The organism is Flavobacterium oncorhynchi, assembly GCF_002217355.1.
Classification (GTDB): Bacteria; Bacteroidota; Bacteroidia; order Flavobacteriales; family Flavobacteriaceae; genus Flavobacterium; species Flavobacterium oncorhynchi.
On sequence record NZ_MUHA01000003.1, the window covers coordinates 52,550 to 66,294 of the forward strand.

11 protein-coding genes and 1 tRNA gene are annotated in these 13,745 nt (G+C 32.3%); 9 read left to right on the top strand and 3 right to left on the bottom strand.

The window, feature by feature from the left end; translation table 11 throughout:
* Positions 1-7: 7 nt before the first annotated feature.
* Positions 8-80: transfer RNA gene (locus B0A75_RS01370), tRNA-Phe, on the bottom strand.
* Between the two features lie 103 nt (positions 81-183).
* On the opposite strand from B0A75_RS01370, the gene B0A75_RS01375 reads away from it, so the two are divergent.
* The 7 genes from B0A75_RS01375 (at position 184) to B0A75_RS01405 (ending at position 7,257) form a co-directional block, all read left to right on the top strand.
* Entirely contained in the window at positions 184-918 is a 735-nt protein-coding gene (locus B0A75_RS01375) for a type III pantothenate kinase (RefSeq protein WP_089052504.1), read from the top strand.
* On the top strand, positions 911-2,140 hold the full coding sequence (locus tag B0A75_RS01380) for a hypothetical protein (protein WP_089052505.1): 1,230 nt from the start codon (positions 911-913) through the stop codon (positions 2,138-2,140). Before B0A75_RS01375 ends, B0A75_RS01380 begins: the two co-directional genes overlap by 8 nt.
* A gap of 50 nt (positions 2,141-2,190) precedes the next feature.
* The gene (gene lptC, locus B0A75_RS01385) at positions 2,191-2,742 is read left to right on the top strand and encodes an LPS export ABC transporter periplasmic protein LptC (RefSeq protein ID WP_089052506.1); all 552 of its coding nucleotides are present in this window, start codon (positions 2,191-2,193) and stop codon (positions 2,740-2,742) included.
* Positions 2,743-2,750: 8 nt separating this feature from the next.
* Positions 2,751-2,945, top strand: a complete 195-nt coding sequence (locus B0A75_RS01390; protein WP_089052507.1) for a hypothetical protein — start codon at positions 2,751-2,753, stop codon at positions 2,943-2,945.
* Positions 2,946-2,947: 2 nt separating this feature from the next.
* Positions 2,948-4,207, top strand: a complete 1,260-nt coding sequence (locus B0A75_RS01395; protein ID WP_089052508.1) for a hemolysin family protein — start codon at positions 2,948-2,950, stop codon at positions 4,205-4,207.
* Positions 4,208-4,316: 109 nt separating this feature from the next.
* The gene (locus B0A75_RS01400) at positions 4,317-6,416 is read left to right on the top strand and encodes a peptidylprolyl isomerase (RefSeq protein ID WP_089052509.1); all 2,100 of its coding nucleotides are present in this window, start codon (positions 4,317-4,319) and stop codon (positions 6,414-6,416) included.
* Between the two features lie 502 nt (positions 6,417-6,918).
* On the top strand, positions 6,919-7,257 hold the full coding sequence (locus B0A75_RS01405; protein ID WP_244284328.1) for a hypothetical protein: 339 nt from the start codon (positions 6,919-6,921) through the stop codon (positions 7,255-7,257).
* 27 nt (positions 7,258-7,284) lie between these two features.
* On the opposite strand, the gene B0A75_RS01410 is transcribed toward B0A75_RS01405, so the two are convergent.
* Positions 7,285-8,199, bottom strand: coding sequence for a GYDIA family GHMP kinase (locus tag B0A75_RS01410; protein WP_089052511.1), 915 nt, complete (start codon positions 8,197-8,199; stop codon positions 7,285-7,287).
* Between the two features lie 122 nt (positions 8,200-8,321).
* Positions 8,322-9,635, bottom strand: a complete 1,314-nt coding sequence (locus tag B0A75_RS01415) for a hydroxymethylglutaryl-CoA reductase, degradative (RefSeq protein WP_089052512.1) — start codon at positions 9,633-9,635, stop codon at positions 8,322-8,324.
* 180 nt (positions 9,636-9,815) lie between these two features.
* Between B0A75_RS01415 and B0A75_RS01420 the strand changes: the two genes are divergently transcribed.
* Entirely contained in the window at positions 9,816-11,987 is a 2,172-nt protein-coding gene (locus B0A75_RS01420) for a S9 family peptidase (protein ID WP_089052513.1), read from the top strand.
* Between the two features lie 37 nt (positions 11,988-12,024).
* Positions 12,025-13,734: a peptide MFS transporter gene (locus tag B0A75_RS01425; RefSeq protein ID WP_089052721.1), complete on the top strand. Its 1,710-nt coding sequence runs from the start codon at positions 12,025-12,027 to the stop codon at positions 13,732-13,734.
* Positions 13,735-13,745: the final 11 nt, after the last annotated feature.

Here is a 13,745-nt window from a genome sequence, read left to right on the forward strand (position 1 = left end):
GGTTTCGTGGTACCTCCAGGGATCGAACCAGGGACACATGGATTTTCAGTCCATTGCTCTACCATCTGAGCTAAGGTACCGTGCTGTGCACATTGCGGGTGCAAAGATAGAATCATTTTTCGTTTATCCAAAACATTTTAAAAAAAAAATCAATTCGTATCTTCGCAGAAACAAAAAGGAAATATGATTTTAACTGTTGATGTTGGAAATACTCGAATTAAAGCAGCTGTTTTTGAAGGAACTGCTGTTTTGGAGAGTTTTGTTTTTGAGAAAAATGAGCTCGAAAAAAAAATTAAAAAAATTTTAGACAACTATCAAAAATGCTCAGATTTAATAGTTGCCTCAGTAGGTAATGTCGAAAAACAATCTTTTTTGATTTTTGAAAAGCAGTTAAAGGTTCATTTTTTTACTCACGAAGATAAATTTCCTTTTCATAATAAATACGCAACACCCAAAACTTTAGGAATAGATAGGATGATTTTGGCAGCAGGAGCAACTTTGCAGTTTCCTAAACAAAACAGATTAGTGGTTGATGCCGGCACTTGCATAACCTACGATTTCATCGACGAAAATGATAATTATTTGGGCGGTGCGATTTCTCCGGGACTTCGTCTGCGTTACGAATCTTTGCATAATTATACAGCCAGACTGCCTTTGCTGAGTTTTGAAGAACCAGATCAATATATAGGAAATACCACAATGCAGGCGATTCATTCAGGAGTTGTAAACGGCTTCGTCTATGAGATTGATGGTTTTATCGATGAATATCGCCGAAACTTTTCAAATTTTATAATAATTTTAACGGGAGGAGATGCAGAATTTTTGGCTAAACGATTAAAAAATACCATATTTGCCAATTCAAATTTCCTTTTGGAGAGTTTGAACCAAACATTTCAATATAAAATCAACAATGATTAAAAAAATTATAATAAGCGCTTGTTTGCTTATATCGTTCGTTTCATTCGCTCAACAAGGTACTGCTTCTCCATATTCTTTTTATGGAATTGGTGATACTAGATTTAAAGGAACTCAGGAATTTAGGTCTATGGCAGGAGTTGCAGTTGAACAGGATAGTATTCACTTGAATATTGAAAATCCTGCGAGTTATGCGAGTTTGCTGCAAACAACATTTACAGTTGGGGGATCGTTTGGAACTTCTACTCTAAAAACAGATACAGAATCGGCAAAAGCACAAAGAGCCACTTTTGATTATTTGGCGGTTGGAATTCCAATGGGAAAATTTGGAGCTTCATTTGGTTTAGTTCCGTTATCATCAGTTGGATATAAAATTTTAAATGATAATACAGCCACTCCTGGAGCAACAAGTACTCAGCTTAGCGGTAAAGGTGGTGTAAATAAAGCTTATTTTGGTTTAGGGTATAAAATTAGACGAAATTGGAATATTGGTGCTGACATGCAGTACAATTTCGGAACCATTAAAACAACAAGTGTAGAAGCTATATCAGGTGTTCAAAATTCGACTACAGAGTTAAATACTTCTGAATTATCTGGTGTGAATTTTAATATTGGTACTATGTATCAGACAAAGATTTACAAAAAAGTTTCGTTGTTTACGAGTTTGAATTACACTTTTGCAAGTACATTAAGATCTAATAATACTAGAGAAATTACGGTAAGCGGTGATCCAGATCCTTATGTTTATAATCCAGATGCAGAAGATTTAAAACTGCCAAACAAGTTAACTATTGGAGCTGGTATTGGAGAAGCTAGAAAATGGTTAGTAGGTACTACAATGGCTTTTCAAGGAAATGGAGAATTTGCAAATTATTACAATGCAAACCCAAAAGTTCGTTACGAAAAATATGCTAAATATGCTGTTGGGGGGTATTTTATTCCAAACTATACTTCATTCACGAGTTACTTGAGCAGAATTACTTACCGTGCCGGATTAAAATATGAAAAATTAGGTTTAATAGTTAATAATCAGTCAATAAATGATATTGGGATGACTTTAGGTGCTGGAATTCCAATTCCGGGGTATTTTTCAAATGTAAATATCGGAGTTGAATTTGGTAAAAGAGGAACGACGTCAGCGGGATTGATTCAAGAAAACTATGTAAACTTTAGTGCGAGTTTCTCATTTAATGATAAATGGTTTGTGAAGAGTAAATTTAATTAAGCATAACCTAATGTTTTTTTAAGCTCATTACAATTTACTACATTTGGCAAATGATTTTACCAAAGAAATATATTGTTCCTGTTGTTGTATCTGCTGTCGTAACTCTTTTTTTTGGCTGCGAAAGCAATTTTAAAGAAGTTCAAAAAATTAACTTCTCAGAGTTTGTTCCGGCAAGCGATGCTGATACGGTAAATATTAAGTATACAGACTCAGGACGCATAACAGGAGTTTTGATAAGTTCAAAAATGTTAGATTATTCTAACCTTGATTTCCCGTTTACAGAATTTCCAAAAGGAATAGATGTTACTTTATATGATAAGAAACAAAAGCGTACTTTTATAAAGTCAAATTATGCTGTTTCCTATAAATTTACAAGTATAATTGATTTACAGGGAAAAGTGCGAATAACATCTGAGGAAGGTCAGGTTTTAGAAACCGAGCAGCTGTATTTTGATCAGAAAAATGAATGGTTTTATACAGAAAGAAAATTCAAACTTACAGATGCCAAGGGAGTTTCTTACGGGCAGGGAATTGATTTTAGTAAAGATTTTAAAGTGATTAATTCGCAGCGAATAAGTGGCGAAATTGAATCAAATGAATAAATATAATTATGGGTTATTTAAAATATACACAATACGTTTACATCCTTTTTGCTGTTTTTTTTATTTATGACGGTGTGACAAAATTAAACGAAGGAAACGAAAGTTATCCAATGAGTTTGATTATTGCCGGAATGGCGGTGTTTATGTTTTTCTTTAGAAGAAGATTTGTCAAGAAATTTGACGATCGTAATAAAAAACAATAAAAATGGAAATTAGTATTATAATATTATGTTTAATACTATCAGCCTTTTTCTCTGGAATGGAAATAGCTTTTATTTCCTCAAACAAAATTTATCTTGGTATTGAGAAGAAACAAGATAATTTCTTGTCGCAAATTTTAACTAAACTTACAGAAAATCCATCAAAGTTTATTGCTTCTATGCTTATTGGCAACAATATAGCATTAGTAATTTATGGCTTTTATATGGGAGATTTAATTATTGGCTGTATTGCCGGTTTTGGTTTTCAATTTTCGGCTCTCTCAACAGTTTTGCTTCAAACTTTAATTTCGACTTTTATAGTTCTAATTACTGCTGAGTTTCTTCCAAAAGTTTTTTTTCAAATTTATGCCAATACGCTGATTAAGGTTTTTGCTGTACCAGCATATCTTTTTTATCGATTGTTTTACTATTTGTCTACCTTTTTTATTTGGATTTCTGACTTTGTTTTGAGGAAGTTTTTTAAAACAGAAGGAGATCAAGTTCAATTGTATTTTAGTAAAGTTGAATTAGGGAATTATATCACAGAACAAATGAGTTCAGTAGAAGATGATGAAGAAGTAGATTCTGAGATTCAGATTTTTCAGAATGCGTTAGAATTTTCAGGTGTAAAAGCACGTGATATTATGACCCCGAGAACAGAAATAGTCGATATAGATTTGTTTGACAGTATAAAAGATCTTAAAGAGCTGTTTATAGAAACAGGATATTCGAAAATTGTTGTAAGTCAAAATTCTCTTGATGATATTGTGGGCTATGTTCATTCATTTGACTTGTTTAAAAAGCCAAAAACAATAAAATCAGTTTTGATGACTGTGGAGTACGTTCCGGAAACAATATTGATAAAGGACGCCTTAAATATTTTGATAAAAAAGCGAAAAAATGTTGCAGTTGTTCTTGATGAATATGGCGGGACTTCTGGCATTATTACTATTGAAGATATTGTCGAGGAGCTTTTTGGAGAAATAGAAGATGAGCACGACTTAGACGAAGAATTGATTGAGCAGGAATTGGGTGAAGGGAAATATTTGTTTTCGACAAGATTAGATGTTGAGTATTTAAACGAAACCTACAAACTGATGATTCCCGAAGAAGATTCGTACGGAACGTTAGGCGGTTTTATTGTAAATTATACTAAAGAAATTCCTCAAAAAGGAGATGAAATTGTAATCGACAAGTATCATTTTGTGATAGAACAAGCTTCAAACAAGAAAATCGAGTTGGTCAAAATGACAATAAAAGAGTGATTTTTTTAGTAATTGAAAAAAATTGTGTAAAATAAAACCCTAGTTGTATTGTTATTAACTAGATAATTGTATTTTCGCAAACTGAATATAAAATTAACGATAATTAAAAATGGCAGTTTTAGCAAAAATTAGACAGCGTTCCGCTTTATTGATAGGAGTTATTGCACTTGCATTATTTGCATTTATAATACAAGATCTATTTACTAGAGGAACATTTGGTCAAAGTTCAAAAGATGTAGGAAGCATCGATGGAAAAGATATTTCATTTGAAGACTTTAGAGTTAAAGTTAGTAATGTTGAAAAAAGTGGTCAAGGAATTACTTCCACTGAAGCTGCAAATAGAGTTTGGGACCAAGAGGTTTCAATCGCATTATTATCAACTCAGTTTGATAAATTAGGATTGAGAGTTGGTGAAAAACACTTACTTGAAGTTTTAAAATCTGATCCAAATATTGGTAAAAACCCAATGTTTTTGAATGCAGCAGGAATGTTTGATGTAGTAAAGTTTAAAGACTACTTTAAAGCAAATCCTGAAGCGGCTCAATTTATTTCTGAAAAAGAAAAAGATGCTGAGTTAAATGCAAAATTTCAAATTTACAATACTTTAGTAAAAGCTGGACTTTACACAACTGCTAGTGAAGGAAAGTTGAAATACGAAATGGAAGCAAACAAAGTAAACTTTGCTTATGCTGCTGCTTTATATTCGTCTATAAAAGATAGTGAAGTGAAAATTTCTGATGATGAAATCGTAGCTTACATGAAGAAAAACGAGAAAAAATTCAAAGCTGATGCAACTCGTGAAATTCAATACGTTTTAGTTGAGGATAAAGCTTCAAAAGAAGACGAAGCTGAAATTAAAGCTAAATTAACAGCTTTATTAAACGGAAGAGTAGAGTATAATGCAAAAACAGGTAAAAACGATACATTGCCAGGTTTTAAAAATGCAACAAATATTGCTGAATTTGTAAACTCAAATTCTGATGTTCCTTACGATTCTACTTATGTTGCTAAAAACAATCTTCCAGCAGTAGATGCTGATAAATTATTCAGCTTACCAGCTGGTTCTATTTATGGTCCTTATGTTTACGGAAGATACTATGCTATTTCTAAATCATTAGGATTTAAAGCTGGTGTTAATGCAAAAGCTAGTCATATTTTAATTGGTTACGAAGGATCTCAAACTCCAAGTCCAAAAGAAAAAAGAACAAAAGAAGAAGCAAAAGCTAAAGCTGAAGAAATTTTAGCTCAAGTTCAAGCTAATCCAGATAGTTTTATGATGCTTGCTTTTACAAGCTCTGATGATTCATCTGCACAACAAGGTGGTGATTTAGGATATTTTGGTCAAGGTCAAATGGTAAAACCATTCAATGATTTTGTATTCAATAACGGAATTGGAAAAGTTGGTTTAGTAGAAACTCAATTTGGTTTCCACATTATCAAAATTACAGATAAACAAGACGGTATTCGTTTAGCTACAATTGCACAAAAAATTGAGCCATCTGAAGTTACTTCTGATAAAGTATTTACATTAGCAACTAAATTTGAAATGGATGCTGCTAATAAAGATTTTGCTGCTACAGCAAAAGAATTAGGTTTAAAAGTTGCTGCGCCGGTTACTGCAAAAGCAATGGATGAAGCATTTGGTCCGTTAGGAAATCAAAGAAACATCATTAGATGGGCATTTGACAAAGAAACAAGTACAGGAGATGTAAAACGTTTTGAAATCGCTAATATTGGTCACGTAATTGCACAATACAAAAGCGAAAATAAATCTGGTTTAGTTTCTGTTACTATGGCAAGACCTTACGTTGAGCCAATCTTGAAAAACAAGAAAAAAGCTGAAATGTTAAAAGCTAAAATGACAGGTTCAAGCATCGAAGCTATTGCTAAGAGTGCTGGTGTAGCTGTACAGCAAGCTGCTAATGTTACTTTAGAGAATCCAGTTTTACCTGGAGGAGTTGGACAAGAGCCTAAAGTTGTAGGTAATGCATTTGCTTTAGCTACTAACAAAATTTCTGCTCCAATCGAAGGAAATACTGGAGTTTATGTGGTGAAAAACATAAGTACTGTTAAAGCTCCAACTCTTGCAAATCACGCAGAGTATGTTGCTAAAGTAAAAGCTCAAAGTGCATCAGATGCAGGAAGAATTTTACCAGCATTAAAAAACAATGCTAAAATTGAAGATAATAGATTACAGTTCAATTACTAATAAAAAGTAGTCACTATCATAAAAACCCGAAATGTCATTTTTGATGTTTCGGGTTTTCTTTTGTTGGTTACTAATTCGTGCTTAATTCCTGCAATTTAATACACAGTTTTGGTAAACAAAAAGATCTTTTAATGTCGATTAAAAGTTTAGAAAAAGACTTTCAATTTCTCGCTAAATAGGCCTCTATGCTTTTGGACATCACTTGTCAAAAGGTATATGTGTCTTTAATTACTGTAAATTTCTTAAAATTAAATATTTTATTGTAGGAATAATATTTATTTAATTTGAAAAAATTTGTGATTTCCAATTAATTGCAGTTAATTTGTAAGAATTTCGACTTTATACTATGTAGGTGTTTTCTTTCGTAGTTGAGTAAGGAAAAGAAAAAATAATAATAATCGAGCAATTAATGTCAAACATGTTTAGTTTCTTACGAAAAAAAACAAAGGTATATTCTAAAATTGAGAATCATATCTTTGGGATAATTACGGAGCTTTTAAAAGTGAGCAGTACTGATATCAATGTTGATGAATTAGGAGGCAAATACTATTTAAGTAACGAAGAGCAGCACTTTAACGTTACGATTTTAAGCAGTGACTATGTCATCAGACTTACAAACACAAGAGATTCTGTTGCTGAGAAATATGAGAAAGTTTTTGTAGAAGATATTTTGAAAGCTGTAAAAGAAGAAAAACATCGCAGAATGGAATTGGTATATATTTCAATTACAAACAGTATCGAAAAAATGGCAGAACGTCTTCATAATGCACTTATAGAATCTAATGAGCTTGAGAGTGAAAAAGTCAAACGCCTAGAAACCAAAAAGGCTAGTAGTAATTAAAGATAAATTGAAAATTATTATGATTGATTACTTTTGTAAAATTATTTCGGTATAAGTCAAAAAAGTTTTATATCCTCTTTTAAGGAAATATTCTCTAGGGTTTTCTTTAGAAATTACCATTACAAAATCTCCACCCCAAGCACCAAGACTTTTAATTGTGCCATTAAAGTCAGGAAAAGCAACTTCTTTAATAGTTTCAATTTCAAGAATATTACTTAAATGAATTTCATGTTTTTCGACTGCATATTCAAATTCTTTTAGAGTCTTAGCGTTCAAAATTGCCTTAGTAATTTTATTGTTTTCAGCAACGCTTTTGGTTAAATTTTGGTCTTTATGCCTGTTATAAGCATGTATTGCTGCTTTGCTGTTCTGCTTTTTATTTAGATAAACAAAGAAAATGTTTTTTGTAAAATCAGGTCTAAATGAAATTGGTTCAACATTGTTATTTTCTATTTTGTAGAGAATCGGCGTATTATTTTGAGCACAAGCAATATCATAACCACTTCCCCCAAAACTGTTTTTAAGCAATGTAAAAGCATTAACTTTTGTCCATTGAGCAATGTTGTTGATTAGTGTTGATGATGTTCCTAATCCCCAATTTTTTGGAAAAGTTAGATGCGTGGTAATTCGATAACCGTTAGACTGTTCAATGAAATCTGGATTTAACAGGTAGGCTTCGTGAAGAATATCAATTAAAGTTGTTCTTACAGTTTCAATTTCTGAATCGGCATTGGTTATTATTTCTGCAAATGTAAAAGTGTCTTCAAACCAAAGTTTTTGATCGTAGTCATAGCTTTTCCATTCAATAATTTTGTCATCACTATTTTCGATAACTAAATTTTGACCAAATTTTGTTGGCAGTGCAAATGCATCGGCACCATCTAGAACTAAGTATTCTCCAGAAATGAGTAGTTTTCCGTTACTGTAGAAAGTTGTTTTCATGCTTCAGTTTATAAAAAATCCAATATTTTAGTTGTTTCTCCTCTTTGCTATCGCTCTAGTCCAAATTCCAATTATCGTTGGAATTTGGAATTTTATGTAGAGACTATAATTTTTTGGAATTTTTATTTTCTTAAGTTTTCAATAAATTCAACTACAGCACTATGAGAAACTGCAGTTTTCTTGAAATGTGATTTGATTAAATGACGTTCTTCGCTTGTAGCTTCAAATTGATTGATGATATTGTTCAGGTGCATTTTCATGTGTCCTTCCTGGATTCCAGTTGTAGTTAAAGAACGCAATGCAGCAAAATTTTGCGCTAAACCTGCAACAGCAGTAATTTCCATTAATTCTCTTGCCGAAGGTTTTTGAAGAATTTCTAAACACAATTTTACCAAAGGATGCAGCGAAGTTAGGCCTCCTACTGTTCCTAAAGCCAAAGGTATTTCTAACCAGAAAGTAAAAATTCCGTCTTCAATTTTAGCATGCGATAAACTTGAATATTGCCCGTTTTTTGATGCATAAGCATGAACGCCGGCCTCAATAGCTCTAAAATCGTTTCCAGTTGCCAGAACTACAGCGTCTACACCGTTCATGATTCCTTTGTTATGCGTGACAGCTCTAAAAGGTTCGACTTCTGCAATTTGAACAGCTTGTACAAAACGTTCTGCAAATTCTTGTGGATTCTGGATGTGTTTCTCGGTTAAATCTTCAATTGGGCAAGAAACCTCGGCTCTTACAACACAATTTGGGACATAATTAGATAAAATGCTCATTATTACTTTCAAGCTTTCTTCATCAGAAAATAAAGCAGAATCTTGAAATTCTTCTTTTAAAGTTGATGCAAATTGTTCTAAACAAGAGTTTATGAAATTTGCGCCCATACTGTCTTTTGTTTCGAAAGTGGCGTGAAGTTGAAAATAATTGTTAAGTAAGCTTCTTTTATCCTTTAACTGAATATCTAATATTCCTCCGCCACGCTGCTGCATGTTTTTTGTAATGCTTTGTGTATCAAAGAAAAATTTTGGTTTTATTTCTTGAAAGAAAGATTGAAGTTTTTCAACATCTCCGCTGTAAGTAAAATGAACTTGACCTATTTTTTCAGTATCAATAATTGTTGTTTTAAAACCTCCGCGCGTCGACCAGAATTTCGCAGCTTTTGATGCCGCGGCAACAACTGAACTTTCTTCAATTGCCATTGGGATGGTTTTGTATTTTCCGTTTATCAAAAAATTCGGAGCAACTCCAAGTGGAATATATAAATTTGAAATCGTGTTTTCGATAAATTCGTCATGCAATTGTTGGAGCTTTTCGTCTGAATTCCAGTAATTTCTTATAATATTTAGTGCCTCTTCTGGCGTTGAAAAATACTCTTTGGCAATCCAGTTTATTTTTTCCTTTTTGGATAATTTAGAAAATCCGGCAACAGCGTTGTTCATTCTCAGTATATTAAATAATATTGTTGCGGCAAAGATACTATTTTAAGAGTTTTGTTTGCAATGTATTTCAAACATGAAAATACGCAATCGTTATTTTTTTTAACATTTAACACTTAAAATGTGTATTATGTTTATTTTTTTTACTAAAATTGGGCTCTTTTTATATTTAAAATAATTCTGATGAATACAAGTAAAATTACTGTTGTGCTTTTGTTAATAGTTGCGACAGTTTTTGGGCAGCAAAAGATAACGGTTGAAAACATCTACGGCGGGGCATTTCGGGCAAAAGGAATGGATGCATTGCAATCTTTAAAAAACACAAACCAATATACGGTTTTAAATGTTGACCAAGCCAGCAGGAGTATGCAGATCGATTTATATGACTTTGCAACTCTAAAAAAAGTATCAAACTTAATAGATACTAAAAGCTACGCAGCACTTTCAGACGGGATTGACAGCTATACCTTCGATGCTTCAGAAAAAAAGATTTTAATTGCCTGCAATTCTAAAAAAATCTTCCGTCACTCTTTTACAGCAGATTATTTTTTATATGATATTGCTTCTAAATCACTGACAAAACTTGTCGATTTTCAAATTCAAGAGCCAACTTTTTCTCCTGATGGAACTAAGATTGCTTATGCGAAAGAAAACAATTTATACGTTTACGACTTAGCATCAAAAAAATCTACAGCGATAACTACTGATGGAAAGAAAAATGCAATTATAAACGGTATCACTGACTGGGTTTATGAAGAGGAGTTCTCTTTTGTACGCGCATTTGACTGGAGTAAAGACAGTAAAAAAATAGCTTATATTCGTTTTGACGAAAGTCAGGTTCCTGAGTTTTCGATGTCTATTTTTCAAAAAGATTTGTATCCAACGGTTGAAACGTTTAAATACCCTAAAGCTGGAGAAAAAAATTCAGTAGTTTCATTACATATTTATGATGCTGCAGGAAATACTTCTAAAAAAGTTGATTTAGGAAATTACAATGACTTTTATATTGCAAGATTACAATGGACAAATGATAATAATACATTATCAGCTCAGGTTTTAAACCGTCACCAAAGTAATCTTGATTTGTTATTTGTTGACGGAACAACTGCTGCTGCAAAAGTGGTTTTAAATGAAAAAGACAAAGCTTACGTTGATGTTACAGATAACTTAACATTCTTAAAAGATAATAGTTTTATCTGGACAAGCGAAAAAGATGGTTTCAATCATATTTATCTTTATGATAAAACAGGGAAACTTAAAAATCAGGTTACAAAAGGAAACTGGGAAGTGGTTTCATACTACGGTTTCGACGAAAAAACAAAAACTATTTTCTACCAATCTACAGAAAATGGTTCTATCAATAGAGATGTTTACAGAATTGGTTTAGACGGAAAAAGCAAAACTCGTTTAACTTCTAAAGTTGGAACAAGTGCAGCGACATTTAGTCCTAACTTCCAATTTTTTATTAATACTTATTCTAGCGCTTCTCAACCAACAACTTATACTTTAAATGAGGCTAAAGCTGGAAAAGAAATTCAAGTAATAGAAAACAATCAAGCACTTGCAGATAAATTGAAAGCATATAATCTTCCTGCAAAAGAATTTTTTGTTTTAAAAACAGCTAAAGGAAATGAATTGAACGCATGGATTATGAAGCCGAAAGATTTTGATGCTTCAAAAAAATATCCAGTTTTCATGTACCAATATTCTGGTCCAGGATCGCAGCAAGTAAATAATGATTGGAACAATTCTGATGATTATTGGTTTGCTTCTTTAACACAACAAGGATACATTGTAGCTTGTGTTGATGGTAGAGGAACTGGTTTTAAAGGTGCCGATTTCAAAAAAGTGACTCAAAAGGAATTAGGAAAATACGAAGTTGAAGATCAAATTGATGCTGCAAAAGTAATTGGAGCTTATCCTTATGTTGATGCTTCAAGAATTGGAATCTTTGGGTGGAGCTATGGTGGATTTATGGCTTCGAACTGTATTTTTCAAGGAAATGATGTGTTTAAAATGGCAATCGCTGTTGCGCCGGTTACAAACTGGAGATTTTATGACAGCGTTTATACAGAAAGATACATGCAGACTCCACAGGAAAATGCGAGTGGATACGATCAAAACTCTCCAATAAACCATGTTGATAAATTAAAAGGTAAGTTTTTATTGATTCACGGATCTGCTGATGACAACGTTCATGTTCAAAACTCTATGCAAATGATGGAAGCGTTGATTCAAGCAAACAAACAGTTTGATTCTCAGATTTATCCTGACAAAAACCATGGTATTTATGGCGGGAAAACCAGAATTCAGCTTTATAATAAAATGACTAACTTTATCAAAGAAAATTTATAATCTAAAAATATATTAACCTAAAATAATAATGAATAATATGGGAGAAACTCAAGTAAAAACTGCGCATCCAAAAGGTCTTTGGGTATTATTTGGAACAGAGATGTGGGAGCGATTCAATTTTTATGGAATGCGAGCTATTTTAACGTTATTCATGGTAAACGCTTTAATGCTAGGGGAGTCAAATGCCTCAATTATTTATGGCGGCTTTTTAGCACTATGTTATTTAACTCCGCTTTTAGGTGGATTTATTGCTGATAAATATTTAGGAAACCGAGCATGTATTATATTAGGAGGTACATTAATGGCTGTAGGGCAGTTTTGTTTGTTTTATAGTGCTACAATTTATGATACTACTTTAGGTTTTTCAAAAACGATTTTTTGGTTGGGCTTGTTTGTTATTATATTTGGGAATGGTTTTTTTAAACCTAATATATCTTCTATGGTTGGAAGTTTGTATCCACCACAAGAAAAAACAAAATTAGATTCAGCATTTACTATTTTTTACATGGGAATTAATATTGGGGCATTATTAAGTCAATATTTTGTTCCATTGATTGCAGATGTTAAAGTAAATGGAGTTCAAGATCCTAACGTTTTTAAATGGGGTTATTTGATGGCTGGTATAGCAATGGTTTTAGGAACTATAATTTTTATTTTTCTTAAAGATAAACATGTAATTTCTCCAGACGGAAGTCCAATAGGTACAAAGCCAAATAGAAATAACACTACAGGAGAGGTGTTAGATCAAGCTAAATTCGCAGGTAAATCTATTGCATTTGTTACTGCTTTATTTTTTGTTTTGTTTTTTATTTTTAGATACCTATTAGTTGGTGAATTTGGATTTACCAATTTTGAGATTGGGACTCTTGTAAAAGGAATAATATATCCAATTATATATGGTGCAGGAATTTCATTGGCTGTTTTAATTTTGTTAGACTCGACTCTTACTAAAGTTGAAACGCAAAGAATTTTAGTGATTTATATTATTTCATTTTTTATTATTTTCTTTTGGGCAGCATTTGAACAAGCTGGTTCTTCGTTAACATTTATTGCTTCAAATCAAACTGATAGAAACATAATGTTTGGTTGGGAAATGCCAGCTTCTATGGTTCAAATATTTAATGGTATTTGTATTGTTTTATTAGCAGTGCCATTTAGTATTCTATGGGATAAATTGAGAGCTTCTAATAGAGAGCCTATTTCACCTATGAAGCAAGCTTTAGGTTTAGCAATTATTTCATTAAGTTATTTTATTATTGCGCATAACGTAAAAGATATTGGAAACACGGGATTACTAGCTATTAAGTGGTTGATTTTGTTGTATTTTATTCAATCATGTGCAGAGTTATGTCTATCGCCTATCGGACTTTCGTTGGTTGGTAAACTTGCTCCTAGACGATTTGCGTCATTATTATATGGGGTTTTCTTTATTTCAAATGCGGCAGGTTATGCGTTAGCGGGTACATTGGGGGCATTGATTCCTGCAACTGGAGATAAGTTCAATAAAGCAAAAGAATTGGGGATAGATTTACAGGCTGTTTTAGATAAAACAGTTGTGCCTACAGCAGAACAATTACAATTATTGGACAAAAATCAAATTATGAATCATAATCCTGTTTTTGCAGGATTCGAAATCCATAATTTATATGAGTTTTTTATGGTGTTTGTTGTTCTTACTGGAATTGCAGCAATCATATTATTTGCATTGACTCCATTTTTGAAGAAAATGATGCACGGTGTTAGATAATTAATCAAAAT